Source organism: Xanthomonas sp. NCPPB 3569 (genome assembly GCF_041475645.2).
Lineage (GTDB): Bacteria > Pseudomonadota > Gammaproteobacteria > Xanthomonadales > Xanthomonadaceae > Xanthomonas > Xanthomonas phaseoli.
On sequence record NZ_CM192969.1, the window covers coordinates 1,459,978 to 1,485,013 of the forward strand.

At 65.2% G+C, this 25,036-nt stretch carries 24 protein-coding genes and 2 pseudogenes; 15 read left to right on the top strand and 11 right to left on the bottom strand.

The features are described from left to right. Positions 1 to 219 precede the first annotated feature (219 nt). Positions 220 to 321 (top strand): annotated as a pseudogene (locus tag ACCQ03_RS06290) (plasmid pRiA4b ORF-3 family protein); the annotation flags it as partial. Between the two features lie 32 nt (positions 322 to 353). On the opposite strand, the pseudogene ACCQ03_RS06295 reads toward ACCQ03_RS06290, so the two are convergent. Continuing rightward, positions 354 to 473, bottom strand: a pseudogene (locus tag ACCQ03_RS06295) (IS3 family transposase); the annotation flags it as partial. A 282-nt stretch (positions 474 to 755) separates the two neighbouring features. Between ACCQ03_RS06295 and ACCQ03_RS06300 the strand changes: the two are divergent. The 10 genes from ACCQ03_RS06300 (at position 756) to ACCQ03_RS06345 (ending at position 9,975) form a co-directional block, all read left to right on the top strand. Further along, complete coding sequence (locus tag ACCQ03_RS06300) at positions 756 to 1,082, top strand: YerC/YecD family TrpR-related protein (protein WP_017155319.1); 327 nt, start codon at positions 756 to 758, stop codon at positions 1,080 to 1,082. Between the two features lie 9 nt (positions 1,083 to 1,091). Continuing rightward, positions 1,092 to 2,006, top strand: a complete 915-nt coding sequence (gene hisG, locus ACCQ03_RS06305) for an ATP phosphoribosyltransferase (RefSeq protein ID WP_017155318.1) — start codon at positions 1,092 to 1,094, stop codon at positions 2,004 to 2,006. Further along, complete coding sequence (gene hisD / locus ACCQ03_RS06310) at positions 2,003 to 3,298, top strand: histidinol dehydrogenase (protein ID WP_057679695.1); 1,296 nt, start codon at positions 2,003 to 2,005, stop codon at positions 3,296 to 3,298. The genes hisG and hisD overlap by 4 nt, the downstream gene beginning before the upstream one ends. Continuing rightward, on the top strand, positions 3,295 to 4,386 hold the full coding sequence (hisC, locus tag ACCQ03_RS06315) for a histidinol-phosphate transaminase (protein ID WP_057679696.1): 1,092 nt from the start codon (positions 3,295 to 3,297) through the stop codon (positions 4,384 to 4,386). The genes hisD and hisC overlap by 4 nt, the downstream gene beginning before the upstream one ends. Beyond that, positions 4,383 to 5,510 carry a bifunctional histidinol-phosphatase/imidazoleglycerol-phosphate dehydratase HisB gene (gene hisB / locus ACCQ03_RS06320; RefSeq protein WP_057679697.1) on the top strand — a complete coding sequence of 376 codons (1,128 nt, stop codon included), beginning with the start codon at positions 4,383 to 4,385 and terminating at the stop codon, positions 5,508 to 5,510. Before hisC ends, hisB begins: the two co-directional genes overlap by 4 nt. Next, positions 5,507 to 6,109, top strand: a complete 603-nt coding sequence (hisH, locus tag ACCQ03_RS06325; protein WP_017158501.1) for an imidazole glycerol phosphate synthase subunit HisH — start codon at positions 5,507 to 5,509, stop codon at positions 6,107 to 6,109. The genes hisB and hisH overlap by 4 nt, the downstream gene beginning before the upstream one ends. Next, on the top strand, positions 6,106 to 6,840 hold the full coding sequence (hisA, locus tag ACCQ03_RS06330; protein WP_017155313.1) for a 1-(5-phosphoribosyl)-5-[(5-phosphoribosylamino)methylideneamino]imidazole-4-carboxamide isomerase: 735 nt from the start codon (positions 6,106 to 6,108) through the stop codon (positions 6,838 to 6,840). The genes hisH and hisA overlap by 4 nt, the downstream gene beginning before the upstream one ends. Beyond that, the gene (gene hisF, locus ACCQ03_RS06335) at positions 6,834 to 7,610 is read left to right on the top strand and encodes an imidazole glycerol phosphate synthase subunit HisF (RefSeq protein WP_017155312.1); all 777 of its coding nucleotides are present in this window, start codon (positions 6,834 to 6,836) and stop codon (positions 7,608 to 7,610) included. Before hisA ends, hisF begins: the two co-directional genes overlap by 7 nt. Beyond that, on the top strand, positions 7,600 to 8,220 hold the full coding sequence (hisIE, locus tag ACCQ03_RS06340; protein ID WP_209227365.1) for a bifunctional phosphoribosyl-AMP cyclohydrolase/phosphoribosyl-ATP diphosphatase HisIE: 621 nt from the start codon (positions 7,600 to 7,602) through the stop codon (positions 8,218 to 8,220). Before hisF ends, hisIE begins: the two co-directional genes overlap by 11 nt. Before the next feature lie 168 nt (positions 8,221 to 8,388). Continuing rightward, positions 8,389 to 9,975 carry a calcineurin-like phosphoesterase C-terminal domain-containing protein gene (locus tag ACCQ03_RS06345; protein WP_209227367.1) on the top strand — a complete coding sequence of 529 codons (1,587 nt, stop codon included), beginning with the start codon at positions 8,389 to 8,391 and terminating at the stop codon, positions 9,973 to 9,975. A 446-nt stretch (positions 9,976 to 10,421) separates the two neighbouring features. Here the strand turns inward: ACCQ03_RS06345 and ACCQ03_RS06350 are convergent, their stop codons facing one another. The 6 genes from ACCQ03_RS06350 to ACCQ03_RS06375 all read right to left on the bottom strand — a co-directional run bounded on the left by ACCQ03_RS06350 (position 10,422) and on the right by ACCQ03_RS06375 (position 16,706). Next, positions 10,422 to 11,498 (bottom strand): C13 family peptidase, encoded by a 1,077-nt coding sequence (locus ACCQ03_RS06350; RefSeq protein WP_057679699.1) that lies wholly within the window; start codon positions 11,496 to 11,498, stop codon positions 10,422 to 10,424. Between the two features lie 183 nt (positions 11,499 to 11,681). After that, complete coding sequence (gene mtnC, locus ACCQ03_RS06355) at positions 11,682 to 12,380, bottom strand: acireductone synthase (RefSeq protein ID WP_057679700.1); 699 nt, start codon at positions 12,378 to 12,380, stop codon at positions 11,682 to 11,684. A 2-nt stretch (positions 12,381 to 12,382) separates the two neighbouring features. After that, entirely contained in the window at positions 12,383 to 12,949 is a 567-nt protein-coding gene (locus tag ACCQ03_RS06360) for a 1,2-dihydroxy-3-keto-5-methylthiopentene dioxygenase (RefSeq protein ID WP_017155308.1), read from the bottom strand. 34 nt (positions 12,950 to 12,983) lie between these two features. Further along, on the bottom strand, positions 12,984 to 13,637 hold the full coding sequence (locus ACCQ03_RS06365) for a methylthioribulose 1-phosphate dehydratase (protein ID WP_057679701.1): 654 nt from the start codon (positions 13,635 to 13,637) through the stop codon (positions 12,984 to 12,986). Between the two features lie 89 nt (positions 13,638 to 13,726). Further along, positions 13,727 to 15,157: an amino acid permease gene (locus ACCQ03_RS06370; protein WP_057679702.1), complete on the bottom strand. Its 1,431-nt coding sequence runs from the start codon at positions 15,155 to 15,157 to the stop codon at positions 13,727 to 13,729. 76 nt (positions 15,158 to 15,233) lie between these two features. Continuing rightward, positions 15,234 to 16,706 (bottom strand): amino acid permease, encoded by a 1,473-nt coding sequence (locus ACCQ03_RS06375; RefSeq protein ID WP_057679703.1) that lies wholly within the window; start codon positions 16,704 to 16,706, stop codon positions 15,234 to 15,236. A 140-nt stretch (positions 16,707 to 16,846) separates the two neighbouring features. Between ACCQ03_RS06375 and ACCQ03_RS06380 the strand changes: the two genes are divergently transcribed. Further along, a complete protein-coding gene (locus ACCQ03_RS06380) occupies positions 16,847 to 17,434 on the top strand; it encodes an NUDIX hydrolase (protein WP_057679704.1) in 588 nt (195 codons plus the stop codon). A gap of 233 nt (positions 17,435 to 17,667) precedes the next feature. Here the strand turns inward: ACCQ03_RS06380 and serA are convergent, their stop codons facing one another. Next, positions 17,668 to 18,909, bottom strand: coding sequence for a phosphoglycerate dehydrogenase (gene serA / locus ACCQ03_RS06385; RefSeq protein WP_057677648.1), 1,242 nt, complete (start codon positions 18,907 to 18,909; stop codon positions 17,668 to 17,670). Between the two features lie 209 nt (positions 18,910 to 19,118). Here serA and ACCQ03_RS06390 point away from each other — a divergent pair, with 209 nt between their 5' ends. From ACCQ03_RS06390 to ACCQ03_RS06400, 3 genes are read left to right on the top strand one after another with little or no spacing between them, the layout of a single operon-like run. After that, positions 19,119 to 20,537, top strand: a complete 1,419-nt coding sequence (locus tag ACCQ03_RS06390) for a D-2-hydroxyglutarate dehydrogenase (RefSeq protein ID WP_209227369.1) — start codon at positions 19,119 to 19,121, stop codon at positions 20,535 to 20,537. A 34-nt stretch (positions 20,538 to 20,571) separates the two neighbouring features. Then, the gene (locus tag ACCQ03_RS06395; protein ID WP_005915396.1) at positions 20,572 to 20,871 is read left to right on the top strand and encodes a DUF2388 domain-containing protein; all 300 of its coding nucleotides are present in this window, start codon (positions 20,572 to 20,574) and stop codon (positions 20,869 to 20,871) included. Then, entirely contained in the window at positions 20,868 to 22,727 is a 1,860-nt protein-coding gene (locus ACCQ03_RS06400) for a DUF7844 domain-containing protein (protein ID WP_209227371.1), read from the top strand. The genes ACCQ03_RS06395 and ACCQ03_RS06400 overlap by 4 nt, the downstream gene beginning before the upstream one ends. A 456-nt stretch (positions 22,728 to 23,183) precedes the next feature. Here the strand turns inward: ACCQ03_RS06400 and ACCQ03_RS06405 are convergent, their stop codons facing one another. The 3 genes from ACCQ03_RS06405 to ACCQ03_RS06415 form a co-directional block, all read right to left on the bottom strand. Beyond that, positions 23,184 to 23,570, bottom strand: a complete 387-nt coding sequence (locus ACCQ03_RS06405; RefSeq protein ID WP_057677650.1) for a hypothetical protein — start codon at positions 23,568 to 23,570, stop codon at positions 23,184 to 23,186. After that, positions 23,570 to 24,136 (bottom strand): elongation factor P-like protein YeiP, encoded by a 567-nt coding sequence (gene yeiP, locus ACCQ03_RS06410; RefSeq protein WP_008571463.1) that lies wholly within the window; start codon positions 24,134 to 24,136, stop codon positions 23,570 to 23,572. Before yeiP ends, ACCQ03_RS06405 begins: the two co-directional genes overlap by 1 nt. 100 nt (positions 24,137 to 24,236) lie before the next feature. After that, positions 24,237 to 25,007 (bottom strand): SDR family NAD(P)-dependent oxidoreductase, encoded by a 771-nt coding sequence (locus ACCQ03_RS06415; RefSeq protein ID WP_039572476.1) that lies wholly within the window; start codon positions 25,005 to 25,007, stop codon positions 24,237 to 24,239. Between the last annotated feature and the right edge of the window lie 29 nt (positions 25,008 to 25,036).

A 25,036-nucleotide genomic window follows, 5' to 3' on the forward strand; every position in this document is an offset into this window, starting at 1 on the left:
AAGAGCTCTCTGAATGTCGTTGGTTCACCGAAGTCATGTTTGGGAGCGCGAAAGGTTGGCGCTGGCACCCTGCTCACAATGCCATTGCGAGCGTGCAGCCCAGTCCATGGGGACGTCGGGAGCACGTCAACCGTATGGCCGATTCGGCCTTGACATGAACACACCAGGCTCGATCTGCCGTGATCCGAAATGGCGGCTGGTGACACGAATGGCAAGTACGGGCAAGTACGCCTGCCACCTGAAGCTTTCGACGAACCCTGGGGCTATGCTGACATGCTCAGAGTGCTCGCGGGCCGACGCGACATTCGTAGGTGTGAACTTGACCTGTGATACGCCCAGGGTTCCGGAGACACTCAAGACCCTCGTTGCGCGTAGCGCCGTTCAAACTCTACATGGGACAGGTCGCCAGTTGAACCGTGGCGGCAGTTGAGGTTGTAGAACATCTCGATGTAGTCGAATACCTCGGCGCGAGCGGCGGCGTGGCGACACATCCTGCTGAACGGGCACTACACCTTCCAAAGTAACGGCAACTTGATCGATCTGGATGCGCTCGTGGCGGGGTTGGAATTGGGGTGAGGGGTGACGGAATTTTCTGGGGTTCCGGCTTACATCCCCTTTTCCGTGCAGCTAAGCAGAGCAGGCCAGCGCAAGCCGCATGACTAGACCCCAACCGAACTGTCCTTTTGTCACCGCCCGAGCAGGTGACAAGCACCACCGTTTGCGCTAATGTACTAACACGCTATTACATTAACGCAATGAAACAACGACCCGCCCCCCGCGAAAACACTGACGTTGCTGCATCTCTGACGATGCTGGCCGACGCGCTGGCATGCCTTCGCAAGCCCGAGGCGGTCGAAGCGTTTCTGCGCGACCTATGCACGCCTGCCGAGCTGGAAGCCATGGCCGACCGCTGGCGGGTGGTGCCCTTGTTGATCAAGGGCGTGCCGTATCGCGAGATCCACGAGCTGACCCAGGTCAGCGTGACCACCATCGGGCGCGTTGCGCGCACCCTGGACCATGGTGCCGGCGGCTATGCCACGGCCCTGCGCGAGCAATCGTCGCGCCCTGACGACTCCCACTGAGAGAACAAGATGAGTGCTTCCACGGCAGCGCCGGCACGTGACCGGTTGCGTATCGCCATCCAGAAGAGCGGCCGCCTGGCCGAGCCGGCGCGCAGCCTGCTGGCCGCCTGCGGGCTGAGCTGGCGGCAGAGCCGCGACAAGCTGTTCTGCTACGGCGAGTCGTTGCCGGTGGACCTGCTGTTGGTGCGCGACGACGATATCCCGGGCCTGATCGCCGATGGCGTCTGCGACTTGGGCATCGTGGGCCAGAACGAGCTGGAAGAGCAGGCGGCCGAGCGCCGCCGCAACGGCTTGCCGGCCGCCTATCACGCGGTGCGCGGGGTCGGCTTCGGCCAGTGCCGCCTGATGCTGGCCGTGCCGGAAGAATGGGACTGGCACGGCGTGGCGCAGCTGGCGGGCAAGCGCATCGCCACCAGCTATCCGGCAATCCTGGCCGACTGGCTGGAGCGGCAGGGCATCGACGCGACGGTGGTGGAGTTGTCCGGTTCGGTGGAAATCGCCCCGCGCCTGGGCACCGCCGATCTGATCTGCGACCTGGTTTCCAGCGGCGCCACCCTGGCTGCCAACCAGCTCAAGCCGGTCGAACTGGTGATGGAAAGCGAGGCCGTGCTGGCCGGCGCAGTGCGCGAACCTGCCGATGCGCGTGCCGGCCTGCTGGCAATGCTGCTGCGGCGCATGGACGGCGTGCTCAAATTGCGCGACAGCAAGCTGCTGATGTTCCGCGCTGAACACGGCAACGTGGATGCGCTGCGTCGCCTGCTGCCCGATGCCGACCCGCTGGTGCAGTTGCCCGACGATGGCAACGGTGCGCTGCGCTTGCAGACCATGTGCCATGGCGCAGTGACCTGGCAGCGGCTGGAAGAACTCGAACGCGCAGGTGCGCAAGGCTTGATGGTGTTGACGGTGGAGCGCTCGCTGGCATGAATATTCTCGATTGGTCCCAACTCGACGGCGCCGCGCGGACCGACGCACTGACCCGCCCGGTGCAGACCGTGGCCACGCAAACACGCGACGCGGTGGCTGCATTGATTGCCGATGTGCGTGCACGCGGCGATGCCGCCTTGCGCGAGATCACCATGCGTTTGGATGGCGTGGCGCTGGACAACTTTGCCGTGAGCGAGGCGGAATTCGCCGCCGCGCAAGCGGCCGTTGCGCCGGAACTGCGCCAGGCCATGCAGGATGCGGTCGCGCGCATCGACACCTTCCACCGCGCCGGCATGAGCGAAGGCTATGCGGTGGAAACCGCGCCCGGCGTGGTGTGCGAAAAGATCGTGCGGCCGATTGGCCGGGTGGGTCTGTACGTGCCGGCAGGTAGTGCGCCGTTGCCATCGACTGCCTTGATGCTGGGCGTGCCGGCACGTCTGGCCGGCTGCCGCGAGGTGGTGTTGTGCACGCCGCCGCGCAAGGACGGCAGCGTGGACCCGGCGGTGCTGGTGGCCGCGCAGCTCACCGGCGTGCGCCACGTATTCAAGCTCGGTGGCGCGCAGGCGATCGCGGCGATGGCATATGGCACCGAGTCGGTTCCGAGTTGCGACAAGCTATTCGGCCCGGGCAATAGCTATGTCACCGAAGCCAAGCAGCAGGTGGCGCAGTCCGGTGCGGCGGCGATCGACATGCCTGCCGGCCCTTCGGAAGTCCTGGTCATCGCCGATGCGGGTGCGCAGCCGGCGTTCGTGGCTGCCGATCTGTTGTCGCAGGCCGAACACGGCCCGGATTCGCAGGTGTTGTTGCTCTCCGACAGCGACGCGTTGATCGATGCGGTGCAAGCGCAGCTGGAAGTTCAGCTGGCGCAACTCTCGCGTGCCGACATCGCGCGGCAAGCGCTAGCGCAATCGCGGTTGATCAAGGTGCAGACGCTGGATCAGGCGTTTGCGATCAGCAACCGCTATGCACCGGAACATCTGATTCTCGCGCTGCGCGAGCCGCGTGCATGGTTGAGCCAGGTCGAGGCGGCCGGTTCGGTGTTTCTCGGCGACTACACGCCCGAGGCGCTTGGCGACTACTGCAGCGGCACCAATCACGTGCTGCCGACCAGCGGGGCGGCGCGCGCCTATAGCGGCGTGAGTGTGGCCAGCTTCCAGAACATGGTCAGCGTGCAGGCAGCCAGCAAGGCCGGCATCGACCGCATCGGCGAATGTGCATTGATCCTCGCGCGCGCCGAGGGGCTGGATGCGCATGCCAACGCGGTGGCGCTACGCATGGGAGCGGCAGCATGAGTGCATCGTCGATCCTGGATCTGGTGCGCGAAGATCTGCGTGCATTCGCGGGCTATTCGTCGGCGCGCACCAGCGCGTTGCAGGGCGATGTGTGGCTCAACGCCAACGAGTCTGCCTGGGCAAATCCCGCCGATCCCGACGCCAGCACGCGGCGCTATCCCGATCCGCAACCCAAGGGCCTGCGCAGCGCGCTTGCGGCGCTGTATGGGTGCGCGCCGGAGCAGCTGTTGATCGGCCGCGGCAGCGACGAGGCGATCGATCTGCTGGTACGCGGCCTGTGCGTGCCAGAGCGCGATGCGGTTGTGGTGACGCCGCCGGTGTTCGGCATGTACGCGGTATGCGCGCGGCTGCAGAACGCACCGTTGGTGGACGTGCCGCTGGTCGATGGGCCAGATGGGTTCCATGCAGATATCCCGGCAATTGTGGCGACGGCATTGGCCTCGAACGCCAAGCTGGTGTTTCTGTGTTCGCCTTCCAATCCTGCTGGTTCGGCCATTGCGCTGGACGACATCGAACACGCGCTGCAGGCCTTGCAAGGCAAGGCGCTGGTGGTGGTGGACGAGGCCTATGGCGAATTTTCCGATGTGCCTTCGGCAGTCGGTCTGCTCGGGCGTTACGACAATCTCGCGGTGTTGCGTACGCTTTCCAAGGCGCATGCGCTGGCGGCGGCGCGTATCGGCACGCTGATCGCCAATGCCGAGCTGATTGCCCTGCTGCGCCGCTGCCAGGCACCGTACCCGGTGCCAACGCCATGCGCGGCCATGGCCGAGCAGGCCTTGTCTGCGCCGGTGCTGGAGGTGACGCGCCGACGTATCGCCGAAGTGCGGAGTGAGCGCGAGCGCGTGCACAAAGCACTCGCACAGCTGGCCGGTGTGCGGCAGGTCTATCCCTCGCAAGGCAACTTTCTGCTGGTGCGATTCGATGATGCCGAGGTGGCGTTCCAGGCGCTGCTCGAAGCTGGCGTGGTGGTGCGCGATCAACGCGCAGTGCCGCGCCTGGCCGACGCCTTGCGCATCACTCTGGGCACGCACGAACAGAACCAGTGCGTGCTGGGCGCGCTGCAGCGCACACAGGAGGCCGCCGCATGACCCCGATTCTTTTTGTCGACCGCGACGGCACCCTGATCACAGAGCCGGCCGATTTCCAGATCGACGCCTACGAAAAACTGCGCTTTGTCGATCACGTGATTCCGGCGATGCTCAAGCTGCGCGATGCCGGCTATCAGTTCGTCATCGTCAGCAACCAGGATGGGCTGGGCAGCGAGAGTTACCCACGCGCCTCCTTCGACGGCCCGAACAACCTGATGCTGCAGATCTTCGCCAGCCAGGGCATCGAGTTTCGCGACGTGCTGATCGATTGCAGCTGGCCGGCCGACAACGCGCCCACGCGCAAGCCCGGCATCGGCCTGATGCTGCCCTATCTGCAGGACCGCAGCATCGACTGGGCGCGCTCGTCGATGGTGGGCGACCGCATCACCGACATCCAGTTCGCGCGCAACCTCAACATTCGCGGGTTCCAACTGCGCACCGACGAATTCGGCGGCGAGTGGGACTGGCCCGGCATCGCCCATGAGCTGGCCGACGCGCCGCGCCGCGCGGTGGTTCAGCGCAACACCAAGGAAACCAAGATCCGCGTCGAACTGGATCTGGATCGCGTGGCCGAGCCGAAGACCGCCACCGGTCTGCCGTTCTTCGACCACATGCTGGAACAGATCGGCAAGCACGGCGGTTTTGCGCTGGAGATCCGGGCCGAGGGCGATCTGCATATCGATGAGCACCACACCATCGAAGACACCGGACTTGCGCTGGGCCAGGCGCTACGTGAAGCGCTGGGCGACAAGCGCGGTATCGGCCGTTACGGCTTCGATCCGGATAGCAGCCCCTGGCAGGTCGCCGGCGAAAAGGCGCAGCATGGCTTCACGCTGCCGATGGACGAAACCATCGCCAGTGCTGCGCTGGATTTCAGCGGGCGGCCATATTTCGTCTTCGACGGCGAGTTCAAGCGCGAACGCGTCGGCGACATGCCGACCGAGCTGGTGCCGCATTTTTTCCGCTCGATCTGCGATGCGTCCGGCTTGAATCTGCATCTGACTGTGCGTGGTGAGAACGATCACCACAAGGTGGAGGCCTGCTTCAAGGCCCTGGCACGTGCGTTGCGCCAGGCGATCCGCCGCGAAGGCACTGCATTGCCCACCACCAAGGGCGCACTATGACCGATGTTGCGCTGATCGATGCCGGTGGCGCCAACCTGGGCTCGGTGCGCTATGCATTGGAGCGCTTGGGCGTGAACGCCCGCGTGGTGCGCGATGCGGCAGGCCTGCAGGGCGCGCAGCGCGTGATACTGCCCGGTGTGGGTGCTGCGCCAGAAGCGATGTCGCGTCTGCGCACGCAGGGCTTGGTCGAGCCGTTGCGCGCGCTGCAGGTACCGTTGATCGGTATCTGCTTAGGCATGCAGTTGCTGTTCGAACATTCCGAAGAAGGCGATGTCGAGTGCCTGGGACTGCTGCCCGGCATCGTGCGGCATATGACGCCGGCACTCGGCATCCGTGTGCCGCACATGGGCTGGAATCAGCTGGTGCCGATGCGCGACTCCGCGCTGCTGGCCGGTCTGCCCGAGCGCGCCAGTGCCTATTTCGTGCATGGCTATGCGGCGCCGGTGACGGCCGATACCGTGGCCGCCTGCGATCACGGCGGGTTGTTCACCGCCGTCGTGCAGAACGGGCTGCGCTGCGGCGCGCAATTCCACCCTGAGCGTTCGGCCGATACCGGTGCACGCATCCTGCGCAATTTTCTTGAGATGAGCTTCCCATGAGTTTCACCGTTTACCCGGCGCTGGATATCCGCAACGGCCGCGTGGTGCGCCTGCTACAAGGCGATTACGCGCGCGAAACGCAGTACGGCGACGATGTACTACCGCGTGCGCAGGCATTCGCCGATGCCGGTGCGCAGTGGATGCATCTGGTCGATCTGGATGCGGCCAAGGCGGGCGGCTACACCTTGGCCGGCACGCTCGGCGAGATCGCGCGTGCTACCGGCTTGCGGGTGCAGACCGGCGGTGGCGTTCGATCGCGCGAGGATGTGGCGCGCATCCTCGATGCCGGCGCCGCACGCGTGGTGATCGGCTCGTTGGCAGTGCGCGATAGCGAGATGGTGATTGGCTGGCTGCAGGAATTCGGTGCCGATCGCCTGACGATCGCGCTGGACACGCGCCAGGACGCCGAGGGCATCTGGCAGTTGCCGGTGCACGGCTGGACCGAAACGGCAGACGCCACGCTGGACCAATTGGCCGTGCGCTACGCGCAAGCCGGGCTGCAGCATCTGCTGTGCACCGACATCGCCCGCGACGGCATGCTGTCCGGCCCCAACATGGCGTTGTACGCGCATCTGCGCGCGCTGACGCCGCAGCTGCAGGTGCAGGTCTCCGGTGGCGCGCGCAATCTTGCCGATGTCGCCGCGGCCAAGGCGGCAGGCTGCGCCGGCATCGTGCTCGGCAAGGCCTTGCTGGAAGGCCACCTGGATCTGGACGAGGCACTGGCATGCTGAGCCGTCGCATCATTCCGTGCCTGGACGTGCGCGATGGTCGCGTGGTCAAGGGCGTCAAGTTCCGCGACCACATCGACATGGGCGACATCGTCGAACTGGCCTTGCGCTACCGCGCGCAGGGCGCCGATGAGCTGGTGTTCTACGACATCGGTGCCAGCCCGGAAGGGCGTTCGGTCGACTACACCTGGGTCGAGCGGGTGGCACGATTGATCGATATTCCGTTCTGCGTTGCTGGAGGTATTGGCGATGTGGAAACGGCCCGTGCGGTGCTACACGCCGGTGCCGACAAGATATCGATCAACTCGCCTGCGTTAGGTCGCCCGCAACTGATCTCCGAACTGGCCGATGCCTTCGGCGTGCAATGTGTCGTGGTCGGCATCGATTCGATTCGTGAGGAAGATGGGCAGTGGCGTGTGCGCCGCTACACCGGCGACCCGAGCAAGACCCAGGCGCTGCCAATGCGCACGCTGGATTGGGTGGCCGAAGCGCAGCGCTTGGGCGCAGGCGAGATCGTGCTCAATTGCATGGACAACGATGGGGTGCGCCGCGGCTACGATATCGCCCAACTGCGCCAGGTGCGCGCATTGTGCCGGGTGCCCCTGATCGCTTCCGGCGGTGCGGGCCAGATGCAGCACTTTGCCGACGTCTTCGACCAGGCCGATGTGGATGGCGCACTGGCCGCCAGCGTGTTTCACAGCGGCGCAATTCCGATCCCGGAACTCAAGCAATTCTTGCGCGCGCAACAGATCGAGGTACGCGATGGGCAGTAACGAAGTGGCGACGGGCGAGACGCTCGCAACGCTGGATTGGAGCAAGGGCGATGGTCTGTTGCCGGTGATCGTGCAGGACGCCGACACCCTGCGCGTGCTGATGCTGGGCTACATGAATGCCGAAGCGTTGGTCGTGACCCAGCAGCGCGGCGAAGTCACGTTCTTCAGCCGCAGCAAGCAACGCTTGTGGACCAAGGGCGAAAGTTCGGGAAACGTGTTGCGCGTGGTCTCGATCGAAACTGATTGCGATGCCGACACCCTGTTGGTGCAGGCACGTCCGCATGGCCCGACCTGTCATCTGGGCCGCACCAGCTGTTTTCCGAGTGCGCCTGGGCAGTTCTTGGGCAGCCTGGATGCACTGGTGGCCGAGCGCGAGCGTGAGCGTCCGCAAGGGAGCTACACCACCAAGCTGTTCGAACAAGGCATCCGCCGCATTGCGCAAAAGGTGGGCGAGGAGGGCGTCGAAACCGCGCTGGCCGGCGTGGTGCAGGACGATGACGCGTTGCTCGGCGAATCTGCCGATCTGCTGTACCACCTGATCGTGCTGCTACGCGCACGTGGGCTGGGCCTTGGCGATGCGGCGGCGTTGCTGGAGTCGCGACATCGATAACGTAGCCGCGTAGGCGCGCACCCGGGCGCGACAGGCGTTATTGGGATGCCCCGTCGCACCCAGGTGCGTGCCCACGGATGTGTCGCCGTGTTTTCCTACCTTCGTACACGCGCCGTGCGTCTTGCGATGGCATGTACAATTTCCGCTGATCTTCGCGCGGGAAAACGCATGTATCGTCGCTTCGCTTTGTTGGCACTGGGCTTGCTCACGGCAAGCGCATACGCGCGCGCGACCACGGTCGACGGCATCGTGTACGAAGAACGCGATGGGCGTGCCGGCCGCAGCGCGGATGAGCCGGGCGTGGCCGGCGTGTCGGTTTCCAATGGCGAGCAGATCGTGCGTACCGATGCGCAGGGCCGCTACCGACTGCCGGTACGCGATGGGCAGACGGTCTTCGTGATCAAGCCGGGCGACCGCCGCTTTTTGCCCGCCGCCGACGGCCTGCCCGCATTCTGGCGCCACTACGCACCGCGTGGTTCTGCCAAGCATCGCTACAGCGGCGTCGCCGCGACCGGCCGCAACACGCGCAACTGGGATTTCGCGCTGACGCCGCGCGCAAACACCGCGGCCGATGGCTTCCAGATGCTGGTATTTGCCGACAGCCAGACCGCCAGCCTGGCCGACGTTGGTTATTACCAGCGCGACATCGTGGAGCCGATCATCGGCAAGACCACCGCCAGGCTGGGCACCACGCTGGGAGATATCGTCAGCGACGATCTAAGCCTGTATCCGGCCTTGAATAAGGTCACCACGCAGCTGGGCGTGCCGTGGTTCCATGTGCCGGGCAACCACGATCTCAATCTGGACGCGCACGACGATGCGCAGTCGCTGGACACTTGGCACGCGGTCTACGGTCCGGACACCTATGCGGTTGAAGAGGCCAATGCCAGCTTCGTGTTCCTGGACGATGTGATTTACACGCCCGGCGGCAAGCAGGCCTATATCGGTGGACTGCGCGACGATCAATTTGCCTTCCTGCAGAATTACCTGGCGCAGCTGCCGCGCGACCGGCTGTTGGTGCTGGGCATGCATATCCACCTGTTCGACGCAGCGCCGGGGCAGGAAACCTTCCGGCATGCCGATCGCCGCCGCCTGTTCGGATTGCTGAAAGAGTTTCCGCATGTGTTGGTGCTCAGCGGCCATAGCCACACCCAGCGCCAGGTGGAGCATGGTGCCGACGAGGGCTGGCAAGGCGCACGCCCGCTGCACGAATACAATGTGGGTGCGGCCTGTGGTGCGTTCTGGTCGGGCGCCAAGGATGCCGACGGCATTCCCGATGCGACCATGAGCGACGGCACTCCCAATGGCTATGCGGTGCTGCAGGTTGCCCCCAGCGGCAACTACACGCTGGCTTATCACGCTGTGCGCTCGGCTGACGATGCGCAATTGTTGCTGCATGCGCCCAAGGTGCTGCGCAAGGGCGCGTATGCGGCGTGGGGCGTCTACGCCAATGTCTTCATGGGCCAGAACGACACCGTGGTCGAGATGCGCATCGATAACGGCGCATGGCAGCCGATGAAGCGGGTAGAGCGTGGCGATCCGCGTGTGCTGGCAGAGAATGTGCGCGACGATGCGGCTGACGCACTACGCGGTTACGACCGCTCGCCGGAGGCTACGCCTTCCACGCATCTGTGGCGCGGCGCATTGCCGACCACGCTGGCGGTGGGCGAACACACCGTCCAGGTGCGCGCGAACCTGCCTACCGGGCAGTACAGCGCCAGCACCGTGTACCGCCTGCAAACTGCTGAGCCGTAAGGCAGTAACAAGGACGTCTCGCTTAATGCCCTTCTCCCAGCGGGGAGAAGGGGCCGCCATGGGGCGAGGGTGCGCACAATGCCTGACATCACCCAGTCCCTGAAGCACCTCGCGCCAGGGGAATCCGGCTCGCACCAAACGATTGCTTGTGACCTTGTGTAGCGGCGCTTGATGCAGCGATAGGGCGCCGGGTCGTCGTGATAGCCGGCAGACAAAAGCGCGGGTGCGAGATCGCGACGCTGAAGCATGCGTCAACTGCGACGCAGCCTTCGGATCGCCACAAACACAAACGCCTCCACACGGGAGGCGTTTCGGGATCCGGGCTGGCAGGCGTTGGCGCGCTGGCGAGGAGCGGTGCTGGCTGGCGGTTGCTGGCTGGCTGGGCGAGTGTAGCGAGGCCCGGTTGAGGCTGACGAAATGAGAATTAGTCTCACCACTAACCGTGGTTATCGACTGGATGCTGCAGGTGCGGGCGGGGGTGTGCTTGGCGGGATTGCGGTTGCCGGGGCATTTGAACGCGGCACGTCGCTCACCGGCGCATCGCCCGTCGAGTCGTTCGAATCCACGCCCTGGTCCGGCTCCGCATCCATGTCCACCGGCGGATACGGATACGCAACCGCCGGCCCCAGATGCACGCCGGCACGCCAACGCGCCAGCACCGGCGCGATGCGCTTGCCCAGCGATTGCTGCGGCAACGAGGGCAGCTCGCCTTCCTGCTTTTCGCGTGCGGTGATGGCGGCTTTGGCAATGTCGAATGCCGCCAACGGGTCATTGCTCTGGTTCATCGCATCGATCAACCATGCCTGCCCGAAATAGGTGGCATTGGAGGTATTGCCGCAGCCGAACGAGGGCCGATCGGCACGCGCAGCGGTGAGGATCAGCGTTTGCGGCGAGCGCAGTGCCGGAATGAAACCTCCCGAATAGCAGGCCGACAGCACGATGATGCGATTGCCGATGCCGGCATCGTCCAGCGCCTTGCGCAGATCCTGCGGGCTGATGAAATCCTCTTCCTTGTCGTCGACCTGCACGTACAGGCTATGGTCTTCGGTACCGTGGGTGGTGACGAACAACAGCAGCGCGTCTTCCGTGCGATCCATGCGCTTGCCGATTGCGGCAAGCGTGTCGTAGAGATTGTCGTAGGTTGCCAGCGGCGCGTACGGATGCTCGCCCAGGTTGTCCGGGTTGTTGACCAGCGTGACCACGCGCCCACGCGCATCGAAGCGTTGCTCGAACAGCTGTTTGAGGTAAAGCGTCTCGTTGCGGAAGACATCGTCGCTGGCATCGCCGGCAAAACCCACCACGTACAGATCAGTGACGCCGGGGCGCTGCGGTTGCAAGGTCTTCAGCGCCTGCGCCAGGGCGGCCTGATCGACCGGATCGACTGCATCGTGGTTCTCGGCAGGCTGAGCCTGCAACGCCGCACCAGCGTCCGGGTGGCAGCCGGCCATCAACGCCACCACGACGATCAGCGTGGAAAGGCGTCGCCATACTGCATGTGGCGCAAAAGGGGAGTGCAGCGACATGGCGCGCGCAGAGGTCCAGGAAAGACGGGGGAAGTGGCGGAGCGCGGTGCCCGCCGCGCAGACCACTATCCCATCGGATAGATGCAGGCGGCGCGTCGCAGCTGGAACAGAGCAGCGGCATGGGTAGCGCAAACCACCGATTGCGCTCAACGGCAAGGAGCGCAATCGGCTTGCGGATCGTGTTTACAGCACCAACTGGCTGAAACTCTCCACACGCTGGTGACTGCCGACATCCTCGGCCGAACGCGGCGTGGGATAGTCCTCCCGGCGGTCCAGAAGCGCGGTGCGCATGCCAGCGCGCTTGGCGGCATCGAGCTCTTCGATCACATCCGACAGGAACAGGATCTCCGGCCCCGGCACGCCAATGCGTTCGGCGATGCGGCGGTAGCTGGCGCTTTCGCGCTTGGGACCGACTTCGGTGTCGAACCAGTCGGCAATCAGTCCGCTCAGGTCGCCCGCGTCGCTGTGCGCGAAGAACAGTTTCTGCGCCGGCACCGAGCCGGACGAATACACATAGAGCGGAATGCCCGCTGCGTGCCAGGCTTTGAGCTGGATCGCCGCATCGGCGTAGATATGCGCAGTGAAGTCGGCCGTCTTGTAGCCGTCGCCCCAGATCAGGCCCTGCAAGGCCTTGAGCGCGGTGTGCTTGCGATCCTCGTCGATCCAGGTCTGCAGCGTGGTGATCAGCACCTCGTCCGGCACGTCCTCGCCGATTTCATCGGCCACCTGGTTGAGCCAGTGGCGCACCTGCGGATGATTGCCGTGCTCGCGCACGTAAGCCGGCATGGCGCGGCGCGCATACGGGAACAAGACGTCCTTGACGAACGAAATGCTGCTGGTCGTACCTTCGATATCGGTGAGGATCGCTTGCGGTCGTGTCATCGTCAGCTGGCCTTGTGAGGTTTCTCGGGGGCGTAGCGGGGGAATTGTTTGGCGATTTCGGTGCCGGTGAAATGTCCGACCCAGCCGTCCGGCTCGGTGAAGAAGCGGATCGCCACGAAGTGCGGCTCCGGCCCCATGTCGAACCAGTGCAAGGTGCCGTCAGGCACGGCAATCAGGTCGTCCTTGACGCATTCGATCTCATAGACCTTGGCATCGACGTGCAGCGTGAACAGGCCCGAGCCGGCGACGAAAAACCGCACTTCGTCCTCCTTGTGGAAGTGCTCGTCCAGAAACTTGGCGCGCATTTCCTCGCGCTTGGGGTTGTCCGGCGCGATGCTGACCACGTCCACGGTCTTGAAGCCGCGCTCGGCGCTGATGCGGTCGATATCGGCGCGATAGGCCGCCATCACCTGCTCGGGCGTGGCGCCCGGTTCGACCGGCGCGCTGGCATGCCAGCGTTCGAAGGTCACGCCAATCTTCTGCAACTGGGCGGCGATCGCATCGCCGTCGCGGCTGTCGAACTCGGGGGTGGCGGGATTGGTGTCGGCGAAGATACGCAGTCGGCTCATGGCGGTCTGGCTCACGAATGGGGACGGACAGTACTCAGCGCGTGCCGCGCAGTTTCAGCAGTTCGAGTTCGCAATGCAGCAGGAATTCGAACGCTTCCAGATGACGACGTGCCTCGGCCATGTTGCGGCCCCAGGCATACAGGCCGTGTCCTTCGATGAGATACCCCCACATGCTCTGTTTGTCCAGCAAGGCCTCGACCTGCGCGGCCAGCACCTGCATGTCCTGGGTATTGGCGAACACCGGCACGTCCACCGCGGTTTCGTGGGTGGTGTTGCCATCGAAGGCCTTGAGCAGTTCGTAGCCTTCCAGCCGGATCACACCGCTGCCTGCATACAGGCGGGAAGCAATCGTCTGCACCGGCGAGTGCGTATGCAGCACGCAACCGATCTCCGGAAACCGGCGATACAGCTGGGTGTGCAGCAGGGTTTCGGCAGACGGGCGCAACGGGCGGCCGACGGCCAGGCCATCGAAGTCCACCACCATGATGTCTTCTTCGACCAGACGACCCTTGTCGCGGCCGGAGACGGTGATGGCCGCGTGCTGTTCGTCCAGCCGATGGGAAAAATTGCTGCTGGTCGCAGGCGTCCAGCCGGCATGGGCCAGCTCGCGGATATTGGCGATCAGCAGGTGCGCCAGCTCGTGTAGACGCGTGGTGCTGTAGGGCAGGGGGGCAGTGGTCGCATTCATGGACCTATTCTACTGCGCCCCCGGTGCATGGGCAGGTGCAGCGCAGCAGGCGTCGTCCTGCCGCGCCCGACACCGGATCATGCGTGGGCTCAGCGGCCGTCGCGCAGACGGCTGTGGCGATACCCGTAGCCGAAGTAGATCACCAGCCCGACCAGCGTCCACAAGCCCATCAGCATCCAGTTGTGCAGCGTCATCGCCGACAGCAGCGCAAGGCAGCTCAACACGCCGGCGCTGCAGATCAGCCAGGCGGCCGGCATGCGGAAGGGACGCGGCAGTTCCGGGTGGGTGCGACGCAGGATCAGCACGCCGGCGCAGACCGCCGCGAAGGCGATCAGCGTGCCCATCGAGGTCAATTCGCCCAGCACATCCAGCGGGAACACCGCTGCCAGCAGCGCGATGCCGACACCGGTGATGACGGTATTGACATGCGGGGTGCGGTACCTGGGGTGGATGCGGGTGAAGATCGACGGCAGCAGGCCATCGCGCGCAATGATCATGAAGATGCGCGGCTGCCCGATGATCATCACCAGCACCACCGACGACAGCCCGATCAACGCGCCCACTTCCACGACCACGCGCAGCCAGGCCAGCTGCGGATGCGCCGCCACGGCGGTCACCACCGGCTCGTCGGTGCCGAGCAGGGTGTACGGCACCAGGCCGGTCATGACTGCCGCCATGGCGATGTAGAGCACGGTGCAGATCACCAGCGACAGGATCATGCCGATCGGCAGGTCGCGTTGCGGGCGATGCGATTCCTGCGCTGCCACCGACACCGCCTCGAAGCCGATATAGGCGAAGAACACCATCGCCGCGCCGCGCAGCACGCCCTCCATGCCGTACTTACCCGGGCCTTCGTTGGACGGAATGAACGGGTGCCAGTTGGCCGTGTCCACGTATTTCCAGCCCACCGCGATCACCAGCAGGATCAGGCCGGTCTTGAGGATCACCATGGCCATGTTCATTGCCGACGACTTGCGGATGCCGACATAGCACAGCCAGGTCAGCAGCAGCACGATGCCGGCCGCCGGCAGGTTGGCGATCGCCCCGGTGGGTTGCAGCTTGCCGTCCAGCGGCGCGCTGACGAGTGCGGCCGGCAGGTGGATGTCGAAATGCTCGAGCAGGCTCAGGAAGTAGCCGGTCCAGCTGACCGCCACGGCCGAGGCGGACACGCCATATTCCAGCACCAGCATCCAGCCGATGAACCACGCGGCCAGCTCGCCGAAGGTGGCGTAGGTGTAGGTATAGGCGCTGCCGGAGACCGGCACCATCGCAGCGAATTCTGCGTAGGCCATCGCACAGAACGCACAGCACACCGCTGCGAGCACGAACGAGAGCATGATCGCCGGTCCGGCATGGTCGGCCGCCGCCTGGCCGGTGATGACGAAGATGCCGCCGCCGATCACCGCGCCGATTCCCAGGGCGGTCAGCCCCCATGGGCCAAGCGCGCGTTGCAGGCCCAGCCCGTCGGCCGCCTCATGGCTGGCGTGCGGGTGTTTGGTGGCCCAAAGTTGTTTGAACATGAAGCGGTTCCGGCTTGGCGCTACGCGCGATCATTGAACAAGAAGACCGGCGTCGCGCGCCGGTCTTGAGAGAAGCTTAGGCCCGTTTCGCGAGGCGACTGTGGTGGACGCCGTAGCCGAAGTAGATCGCCAGGCCGATCACGGTCCAGCCTACGAACACCTTCCAGTGTTCCTGGAAGGCCTGGAAGAACAGGAACAGACAGGCCAACGCGCCCAGGGGACAGATCACCATCGCCAGCGGCACCCGGAACGGGCGCGGCAGGTCGGGCTTGGTGAAGCGCAGCACCAGCACGCCGGCGCAGACCGTGGCGAAGGCGAGCAGGGTGCCCATCGAGACGAGTTCGCCCAGTACGTTCAACGGGATCGCCCCGGCCAGCAGCGCGGCGACCACGCCCACGAAGAGCGTGCCGACGTAGGGCGTGCGGAATTTCGGGTGCACCTTGCCGAACAGCTTGGGCATCAGCCCATCCTTGGCCATGGTGTAGAAGATGCGCGGCTGCGCCATCAGCATCACCAGCACCACCGACGACAAACCGGCGATGGCACCGATTTCCACCGCGGTCTTGAGCCAGGTCAGTTGCGGGTGGGCCTCCAGCGCGGTGGCCACCGGCTTGGCGGTGCCGAGCTGGGTGTAGGGCAGCAGGCCGGTCAGCACCGCGCAGACGATGATGTAGATGACGGTGCAGATGGCCAGCGACACCAGGATGCCGATCGGCATGTTCTTCTGCGGATCCTTGGTCTCGCCGGCGGAGGTGGAAACCGCGTCGAAGCCGATGTAGGAGAAGAACACGATGGACGCGGCGCGAAACACCCCGTCCCAGCCGAACTGGCCGGGGCCGGTGTTTTCCGGGATGAAGGGGTGCCAGTTCGCCGGGTCGATATAGGAAATGCCAAAGCCCACGAACAGGCAGATCACCACGACCTTGATCGCCACCACGATCGCGTTGGCGAACGCCGACTGGGTGACGCCGACGTAGCACAGGATGCTCACCGCCGCGACGATCAGCACGGCCGGCAGGTTGACCAGATTCCCGGAGCTGACAAAGCCGTGGCCGTCCCAGGCCAGCGGCGCACCCGCCAACTCTGCGGGGAACGGCAACCCGAGGGTGCCGGTGATGAAGCTGATCAGGTAGGCAGACCAGCCGACTGCAACGCTGGAGCCGGCGAACAGGTATTCCAGCACCAGACACCAGCCGATGAACCAGGCGATGCCTTCGCCGAGCGTGGCGTAGGAATACGAATAGGCGCTACCGGAAACCGGCATCATCGCGGCGAATTCGGCATAGCACAGGCCGGCGAAGGCGCAGGCGATACCGGCGAACACGAACGACAGCATCACCGCTGGCCCAGCATGGTTGGCAGCCGCCTGGCCAGTCAGCACGAAGATGCCGGCGCCGATCACCGCGCCGATACCGAGCATGATCAGGTGCTTGGCCGTGAGGGTCCGTTGCAGCGTGGCTTCGCCTTGCAGGCTGCCTTCGACCGGTTCGCCCGCATCGACGTGGCCGGCGGGCTCGATCGGTTTGACCCTCAACAGGGACTTCAGCATTCGGTACATCCCGTAAGTGGCAAAGCGCAGGCGCAGGCGCCCGGACGGTGGTGCGCCGCATCCCGGTGGGACAGGCAAGCGGCCTACCTTGCCAAAGCTACACGCTCACGACAAGCGCGTACGCAGCATGAATGGCGATAATGGCCGCCTGGCCCGCACCGGGCGACCGAGAACGCGCGATGGTAGATGCAACCCTGCAGCAGCAATTGGCGGCGTACCGCCTGCGTTGGCCGGAGGAGGCCGCGCTGGCCGAGCAGTTTGCACAATTGCTGGACGATGCCACCGATCCGTTCGTGCGCGAGCGTGTCGAAGGTCATTTCACCGGCTCGGCGTGGGTGGTCAGCGCCGACGGCACACGCACCTTGCTGACCCATCATCGCAAGCTGCAGCGCTGGCTGCAGCTAGGCGGGCACGCCGATGGCGACCGCAATCTGGCGCAGGTCGCGCTCCGCGAAGCTGAAGAAGAATCCGGTTTGCCTGGCCTGAGGCTGGCGGATGCAGACCTATTCGATCTGGACCGCCACTGGATCCCGGCACGCGGCGAGGTGGCAGGCCACTGGCACTACGACGCGCGCTACGTGGTGGTGGCAGGCGCGGACGAAGACTTCCAGGTCAGCGAGGAATCGCTGGCCCTGGCCTGGCGCCCGATTGTCGAGCTGCTTGCAGAACCGGAGCTGGACCCGTCGCTGCGGCGCATGGCGGAGAAGTGGATGGCCCGAGGCGTGTGATAGGTGATGAGGGTGTGCGCCCTCATCCGCCCTGCGGGCACCTTCTCCCGCAAGCGGAAGAAGGCAGCAAGCCGGAGACCGAGCACCTCCACCTCCTCCTTTTGCAAGCGGGACATAGAGGACCCGTACTTTGTCCTCTCTCAAGCGAGATACCGATGACCTGCACTTTCTTCTCCCGCTTGCGGGAGAAGGTGGCGCAAAGCGCCGGATGAGGGCACTCGTGCAACAACAGATCAATAAAGCACCCGAGTCCGCAAGGTGCCGGTGATCTGTCCCAGCTCGTCCTTCAGTACGCCGGCAAGCTCCTCGCTGGCGCTGACATCGATCACCACATAGCCCACCTTGGGGTCGGTGCGCAGGAACTGGCCGTCGATGTTGACGTTATGGCGCGAGAACAATTCGTTGATCTGCGACAGCACGCCCGGCACGTTGCGATGGATATGCAGCAACCGTAGGCTTTCGGCGTGCTCGGGCAGGGTGACCTCCGGGAAGTTCACCGCCGACAAGGTGCTGCCGTTGTCGCTATAGCGCACCAGCTTGGCGGCGACCTCGATCCCGATGTTGTCCTGCGCCTCCAGCGTGCTGCCGCCCACGTGCGGGGTCAGGATCACATTGTCGTGCGCAGTGAGCGGCGATTCGAACGCATCGCCATTGCCCTTGGGCTCGATCGGGAACACGTCCACCGCCGCGCCGCCGATCTGGCCGGAGGTGAGCGCCGCATCCAGCGCGTCGATGTCGATGACGGTGCCGCGCGAGGCGTTGATCAGGTGCGCGCCAGGCTTCATGCGGGCGATTTCGGCTGCGCCGATCATGTCCTTGGTCGACGGCGTTTCCGGCACGTGCAAGGTGACCACGTCCGAGCGCTCCAGCAGGTCGTCCAGGTCGATGGCCGCGCGTGCGTTGCCCAACGACAGCTTGGTTTCGATGTCGTGGAAGATCACCTGCATCCCTAACGATTCGGCCAGCACGCCGACCTGGGTGCCGATATGCCCGTAGCCGACGATGCCCAGCACCTTGCCGCGCGTTTCGTGGCTGCCGGCGGCCGATTTCGACCAGCCGCCGCGATGGCATTGCGCGTTCTTCTGCGGAATGCCACGCAGCAACAGGATCGCCTCGGCGATGACCAGTTCGGCCACGCTGCGGGTGTTGGAGTAGGGCGCGTTGAAGACCGGGATACCGGCCAGCTCGGCCGCGTCCAGGTCCACTTGGTTGGTGCCGATGCAGAAACAGCCGATGGCGATCAGGCGCTTGGCGTGCGCCAGCACCTCGGCGCTCAGCTGCGTGCGCGAGCGGATACCGACGATATGCGCGTCGGCGATGCGGGCGATCAACTCGTCTTCCGGCAGCGACTTGGCGTGCAGTTCGATCTGCGAATAGCCAGCGGCGCGGAACACGTCGACGGCGGTCGGGCTGATGCCTTCCAGCAACAGCACGCGGATGTCCTGCTTGGGAAACGAGGTTTTCTTCGGCGACATGGGGGGAACGCAATGCAGCAATCGGGTCGGCAACTATGCCAGATGGGGTGCGCGATTGGGTGGCCGCCACGCGATGTTCCCGCCGGCAAAGCCCTTGCGGCGCAACGGTTTCAGCTGAATCCAACGCGGCGTCGGCCACGCGTGCGGCGGCTGGACGAGCCGGGCCGGCACTGGCACGCTGTGCGGTTCCTACCGCAGCGCCGCGTGCCATGACCGATCCCCGCATCCTTTCGTTGCAACAGGCCGTGCCTGCGTTGCGTTTGAAGACCGAGCCGGCCGACCTGGAGCATTACGGTCGCGACTGGACCCGCCGCTGGACGCCGAACCCACTCGCGATCGCCTTGCCGGGCTCGGTGGAGGAAGTGCAGGCGGTCGTGCGTTGGGCAAATGCGCAAGGCGTGGCGGTGGTGCCGTCGGGCGGGCGCACGGGCTTGTCCGGCGGCGCAGTGGCGGCCAACGGCGAGTTGGTGCTGAGCGTGGAGCGCTTGAACAAACCGCTGGATTTCAACGCAGTGGATCGCACGCTCACCGTGCAGGCCGGCATGCCGCTGGAAGCGGTGCACAACGCCGCGCGCGAGCATGGGCTGGTGTATCCGGTGGATTTTGCCGCACGCGGCTCGTGTTCGATCGGCGGCAATATCGCCACCAATGCCGGCGGCATCCGGGTGATCCGCTACGGCAATACGCGCGAATGGGTGGCCGGGTTGAAGGTGGTCACCGGTGGCGGCGAGTTGCTGGAACTCAACAATGCGCTGGTGAAGAATTCCAGCGGCTACGACTTCCGCCACCTGATGATCGGCTCCGAAGGCACGCTCGGCATCATCGTCGAGGCCACGCTGCGGCTGACCGACCCGCCGCCGCCCAGCAACGTGATGTTGCTGGCATTGCCATCCTTCGACGTGCTGATGCAGGTATTCGCCGCGTTCCGTGCGCAGCTGCGCCTGGAGGCCTTCGAATTTTTTACCGATCGCGCGCTGGAGCATGTGCTTGCGCACGGCGCGCAGGCGCCGTTCGCGCAGGTGCACCCGTATTACGTGGTCACTGAATTCGCCGCAGGCGATCAGGCGCAGGAAGCGGCCGCGATGGCGGCCTTCGAGACCTGCATGGAGCAGGGCTGGGTCAGCGATGGCGTGATCAGCCAGAGCGATGCGCAGGCCGCGCAGCTGTGGCGTCTGCGCGAAGGCATCACCGAGGCGTTGGCGCGCTACACGCCGTACAAGAACGATGTGTCGGTGCGCATTTCGGCGATGCCCGCCTTCCTGGCCGAAACCCAGGCCTTGCTGCACGATGCGTATCCGCATTTCGATGTGGTGTGGTTCGGGCATATCGGCGATGGCAACCTGCACATCAACGTGCTCAAGCCCGATGGCACCAGCCAGGCCGATTTCGTTGCAGCCTGCGATCAGGTCACCAAGTTGCTGGCGCAGGCCTTGCAGCGTTTCGACGGCAGCATTTCCGCCGAACACGGCATCGGCCTGGTCAAGAAGGCGTATCTGTGGAGCACGCGCTCTGCCGAGGAAATCGCCTTGATGCGCGGCATCAAACATGTGCTCGATCCTCATCTTTTGCTGAATCCCGGCAAGCTGTTCGAGATGCATGACGCACCTGCCGACACGCGCGCCGGTTAGTCTTCCAGCACCTTCACACGGAATCGATCAGCCCATGATGCGCTCCCTCGTGTTCTGCGCTTTGACGCTGCTGCCGCTGGCAGCGTTCGCATCCAGCCTGGCCGGGACGTCGGCAGGTGCCTCGTCGGCTGGCTCGTCCAATTCGTCCGGCAGCAGCTCCGGCGACGACAAGGTGGTGGCCGACGCCCGCGAAGATGCGGCCGGTTTTGTCGCCAGCGACGGCGTGATTCGCGGTGCGCGTCTGGAAGCGGCGTTGGTGCAGTTGCGTAGCCGTAGCGACGCAGCGCGGCTGGCCAGCGACCTGGAGCTGGCGCAGTCCATCCTGGCCCAGTGAGTCTGCGCCGGCGGTGCGGCTGGCTGCTGCTGGCGGCCTTGATCGCCCCGCAGGCGCAGGCCGAACTGTTGGTCGAGGTTGTTCCGTCGGACTTGCCTGCTGCGGAGATCGAAGCGAGCAATGCGCTGGTGCAGCTGGTCGCACCGCGATTGCCGCAGGGCTGGACGCAGCGGTTGACCGCCCCGATCCAGCTGCAATGGCGCACCGATCTGCCGGCGCAGGTACATGGCCGTGCAATCGGCAATCGCATCGTGCTCGATCGCGCGCTGTTGCAGGCGTGGAGCGCGCAATCGGACGAAGCACGTTCCGATCGCAACGCAGCTGCCACGCGCGCGGCGATGGCAGCGCTCATACACGAACTGGCGCATGTGCTCGATCGCGGCGCAGGCAGCGCGTTGTCGCGCGATCGGCGCCTGCGCGATCTCGCCGGCTGGCAGGTGCGGCCGTGGCGGCTGGGGCGCGGCGCAAACCGGTTCAGCGACCGCAGCCCGGATGGGTACGAGCGCCGCAGCCCGGCCGAGTTCGTTGCGGTCAATCTCGAGCATTACGTGCTGGACGCCGACTATGCGTGCCGGCGCCCTGCGCTGGCGGCGTGGTTTGCGCAGCGCCTCGGGACGCCGCAGGGCGCTGTGCGCTGCGAAAGCGCGTTGCCGTACCTGCAGGCCGACAACGATGCCGGTGCGATGTCGTTGCTGTCGCTGGATCCGGCACGCGTGTACGCGGTGGATTATCTGCTTGCCGAGGGTAACGAGCAGCCGATGAGCCGTTGGGGCCATAGCATGTTGCGCCTGGTGATCTGCGCCCCCGACCGTGCGCCGGGCCCGGCATGCCGGCTGGATCTGCAATATCACCGCGTGCTGTCGTTCCGCGCCTTCGTGGGCGATGTGCAGATTTCCAGCTGGCGTGGGCTCACTGGTTCTTACCCGTCGCGGCTGTTCGTGCTGCCGTTGAACCAGGTCGTCGACGAATACACCAAGGTGGAATTGCGCGCCCTGTCGTCGGTGCCACTGACGCTGGCGCCCGATGAGATCGCGGCCCTGCTCAAGCGCGCCGCGCAGGTGCATTGGAGTTACGACGGGCGCTATTACTTCATCAGCAACAACTGCGCGGTGGAAACCTACAAGTTGCTGCATGACGGGGTGCCGCGTCTGGCTGCAGCGAACTTGTCTTCGATCACGCCGCGCGGTCTGCGGCGACGATTGCAGCGTGCCGGCATCGCCGATCTGCATGTGCTGGACGACCCTGCACACGCCATCCGCCAGGGCTATTACTTCGAATCGGCGGCAGCGCATTACCAGGCCATGTTCGATGTGCTGCGGCGTGGCATCGCAGTGCCGCAAACAACTTTCGCGCAGTGGCTGGATGCCACGCCGGAGGTGCGCGCGCAATGGTTCGATCGCGGTGGTCTGCGCGAAACTGCAGCGGCGTTGTTGCTGGAACAGGCGGCACTGCGTCGAAAGGAATTGCTGGCGCGCGATGCGCTCAAGCGCCTGTTGCAACCGGGCATGACCGCGCGCGACGCGGTGCAGGGCCAGCTGCAGGCGCTGTTCGCGCGGCAGGCGCAACTCAGTCATCCGGCGGTGCTGTCGGGCAGTGCGGGGTATGGCTTGCCGCAAGCGGAGGAGCAGCAACGGCTGAGCGCGCGCGTGGCGCAGGAAAGCGCGGTGTTGGTCGATGGCTGGAAGCAGCTGCAGCTGGCTGGACGCCAGCAATTGCCGGCCAACGTGCGCAATGGCTTGGAGCAGGGCGAAGCGAATGTGGAACGTTTGCGTGCGCACCTGCGTGTGCTTGCGCGCGGCGATGCGTCGGCCGACAACGTGCAGCCGGACATGCGCATGCCTCTGCAGGTGCAATAGCGATCGGGCGACGCGAAGGGGCGCAGTGGGAGCCTCTCTCCCGCCGGGGCGAAAAGGCAGGGCTTGCGCGGCACTTGCGCGCAAGCCTTCGTGCGCGCGCATTGCAGGCGCGGGCAGGGGAGCGGGGTAGTGCGTGAAGCCGCCGGTGATTCACCTCTGACGACGCGTGGCGACGCGTTCGTCATCGCGGCTACTGACAGTTCTCTGCGGCGCCCCTCATCCGGCGCTACGCTCCACCTTCTCCCTTATCAAGGTGATGGGAGAAGGGATAGACCGCGCGCACCTCAGTAAGTGCTGCGAGCGCTTCTCCCGTCGGGAGAGGGGGTGGGGTGAGCGTACGGCTCGACGCTATCGTGCAGGTCCAACTGCACGAGGCTTCGCCCTTACTTTCATCCGGCGCTACGCGCCACCGTCTCCCCATGAAGTGACCAATGTCCCGAGTGGAGAAGGGATACCTCAGCCGGCGGGTTGCAGCTCCGCTTGCACCGCATACTGGCGCAGCCACTGGCTGATGTGCGCATCGTTGCGGTATTGCTGCATCAGCTTGGCCAGACGTGCCGGTGCCGGCGTGCAGAACTGCGCAACTGCCACTTCGATCTCGTGGCGTCGATCGGCGTCGTAGGGTTCTTCGCCAGCGAAATGCACGCAGGTGTCGTAGTCGTCCACCAGCGCGCGTACGTCGTCGGGCATGCCGCACAGGCCGGCCGGGTGCTGCAGCCATTCTTCCTCCACCTTGGGGTCGGTGCAGGTTGCCGCAGCCGGCGCCGACGCGGGGGTCGGTACCGGTTTGGCGGTGCAGGCAGCCAGCAGCCCCAGCGACAGGGCTGCGAGCAGGCGACGCATCAGTCGGCGCGACCGGCAAATTCGCCCGTGGTGGTGTTGACCAGCACGCGTTCGCCGTTGGTGATGTACTCGGGCACCATGATTTCCATGCCGGTGTTGAGCTTGGCCGGCTTGGGCCGCTTGGTGGCGGTACCGCCCTTCAATTCCGGCGGAGTCTCCACCACTTCCAGCGTCACCGTCTGCGGCAGTTGCACGGCCACCGGCTGGTCGTCGATCACTTGCACATAGATGCCGGTCAGGCCATCGGTGATGTAGCCGGCGTCGGTGCCGATCACGTCCGCATCCAGCGTGTACGGGGTGAAGTCTTCGTCGTCCATGAACACGAACGCTTCGCCGTCCTTGTACGAGAACGTGGACTGTCGGCGCAGCAGCTCGACTTCCGGCAGGTTGTCGTCTGCATCGAAGCTGGCGTCGGTTTTGACCCCGCCCGGCACGCTGTACATGATGAAACGAAAGCGCACATTGCCGCCGCGGCCCTGCGGCGAGCTGCGTTCGATGTCGCGGATCTGGTAAATGCCGCCGTTGTATTCGACGACGTTGCCTTTCTTGATGTCGTTGGCTTTCATGGGAATCGGGAGTTGGGAATGGGGAATTGGAAATGCCGTGACCGGGGTAGTGGGAGCAGGGTGCCGTTGCGATTCCCTATTCCCGTCTCTCGATTCCCGGCTACTTGGGTGCCAACCGCACGCCGCCGTCCAGGCGGATCACTTCGCCATTGAGGTAGCGGTTGCGCAGGATGAAGGCGACAGTGTCGGCGTATTCGTCGGGCTGGCCGAGGCGCGAGGGGAACGGGATGGAGGCGGCCAGCGATTGCTGCACGGCCTCGGGCATGCCGTCGACCATCGGGGTCCAGAACACGCCCGGCGCGATCGTCATCACGCGGATGCCGAAGCGCGCCAGTTCGCGTGCCATCGGCAAGGTCATGCCGACCACGCCGCCTTTGCTGGCCGCATACGCGGCCTGGCCGATCTGGCCCTCGAATGCGGCGACCGAAGCGGTATTGACGATCACGCCGCGTTCGCCGTCATCGCCGGTGGTGTTGTGTTGCATGACATCGGCCGCAGCCTTGGCCACATTGAAGCTGCCGACCAGATTCACCAGCACGGTGTTGCGAAAGGTGGCCAACGGCATCGGCGCTTCCTTGCCCAACACGCGGCCGGCGCCGAGGATGCCGGCGCAATTGACCACCAGATTCAATCCGCCCAGCGCCTGCGCAGCTTGCGTCACATTGGCCGCGACCTGGGCCTCATCGGTGACATCGGTGGCGAGGTAATGCGCGTTGCCGGCACCGAGCAGCGCCAGCGCCGCCTCGGCCCTGTCGGCGTTGACGTCGAACAGCGCGACCTTGCCGCCGTCGGCCACCAGGCGCTGTGCGACGGCCAGGCCGAGGCCGGAAACGCCGCCGGTCACGATGGCAAGAACAGAAGATGGCTGCATGCGGTGGTTCCCTGAGTAACGTTGATGGC

Bases quoted from the DNA above. Each gene is read 5' to 3' on its own strand.
- ACCQ03_RS06300 (WP_017155319.1), top strand. From the start codon at position 756: ATGAAACAACGACCCGCCCCCCGCGAAAACACTGACGTTGCTGCATCT.
- hisG (WP_017155318.1), top strand. From the start codon at position 1,092: ATGAGTGCTTCCACGGCAGCGCCGGCACGTGACCGGTTGCGTATCGCC.
- hisD (WP_057679695.1), top strand. From the start codon at position 2,003: ATGAATATTCTCGATTGGTCCCAACTCGACGGCGCCGCGCGGACCGAC.
- hisC (WP_057679696.1), top strand. From the start codon at position 3,295: ATGAGTGCATCGTCGATCCTGGATCTGGTGCGCGAAGATCTGCGTGCA.
- hisB (WP_057679697.1), top strand. From the start codon at position 4,383: ATGACCCCGATTCTTTTTGTCGACCGCGACGGCACCCTGATCACAGAG.
- hisH (WP_017158501.1), top strand. From the start codon at position 5,507: ATGACCGATGTTGCGCTGATCGATGCCGGTGGCGCCAACCTGGGCTCG.
- hisA (WP_017155313.1), top strand. From the start codon at position 6,106: ATGAGTTTCACCGTTTACCCGGCGCTGGATATCCGCAACGGCCGCGTG.
- hisF (WP_017155312.1), top strand. From the start codon at position 6,834: ATGCTGAGCCGTCGCATCATTCCGTGCCTGGACGTGCGCGATGGTCGC.
- hisIE (WP_209227365.1), top strand. From the start codon at position 7,600: ATGGGCAGTAACGAAGTGGCGACGGGCGAGACGCTCGCAACGCTGGAT.
- ACCQ03_RS06345 (WP_209227367.1), top strand. From the start codon at position 8,389: ATGTATCGTCGCTTCGCTTTGTTGGCACTGGGCTTGCTCACGGCAAGC.
- ACCQ03_RS06350 (WP_057679699.1), bottom strand. From the start codon at position 11,498: ATGTCGCTGCACTCCCCTTTTGCGCCACATGCAGTATGGCGACGCCTT.
- mtnC (WP_057679700.1), bottom strand. From the start codon at position 12,380: ATGACACGACCGCAAGCGATCCTCACCGATATCGAAGGTACGACCAGC.
- ACCQ03_RS06360 (WP_017155308.1), bottom strand. From the start codon at position 12,949: ATGAGCCGACTGCGTATCTTCGCCGACACCAATCCCGCCACCCCCGAG.
- ACCQ03_RS06365 (WP_057679701.1), bottom strand. From the start codon at position 13,637: ATGAATGCGACCACTGCCCCCCTGCCCTACAGCACCACGCGTCTACAC.
- ACCQ03_RS06370 (WP_057679702.1), bottom strand. From the start codon at position 15,157: ATGTTCAAACAACTTTGGGCCACCAAACACCCGCACGCCAGCCATGAG.
- ACCQ03_RS06375 (WP_057679703.1), bottom strand. From the start codon at position 16,706: ATGCTGAAGTCCCTGTTGAGGGTCAAACCGATCGAGCCCGCCGGCCAC.
- ACCQ03_RS06380 (WP_057679704.1), top strand. From the start codon at position 16,847: ATGGCCGCCTGGCCCGCACCGGGCGACCGAGAACGCGCGATGGTAGAT.
- serA (WP_057677648.1), bottom strand. From the start codon at position 18,909: ATGTCGCCGAAGAAAACCTCGTTTCCCAAGCAGGACATCCGCGTGCTG.
- ACCQ03_RS06390 (WP_209227369.1), top strand. From the start codon at position 19,119: ATGACCGATCCCCGCATCCTTTCGTTGCAACAGGCCGTGCCTGCGTTG.
- ACCQ03_RS06395 (WP_005915396.1), top strand. From the start codon at position 20,572: ATGATGCGCTCCCTCGTGTTCTGCGCTTTGACGCTGCTGCCGCTGGCA.
- ACCQ03_RS06405 (WP_057677650.1), bottom strand. From the start codon at position 23,570: ATGCGTCGCCTGCTCGCAGCCCTGTCGCTGGGGCTGCTGGCTGCCTGC.
- yeiP (WP_008571463.1), bottom strand. From the start codon at position 24,136: ATGAAAGCCAACGACATCAAGAAAGGCAACGTCGTCGAATACAACGGC.
- ACCQ03_RS06415 (WP_039572476.1), bottom strand. From the start codon at position 25,007: ATGCAGCCATCTTCTGTTCTTGCCATCGTGACCGGCGGCGTTTCCGGC.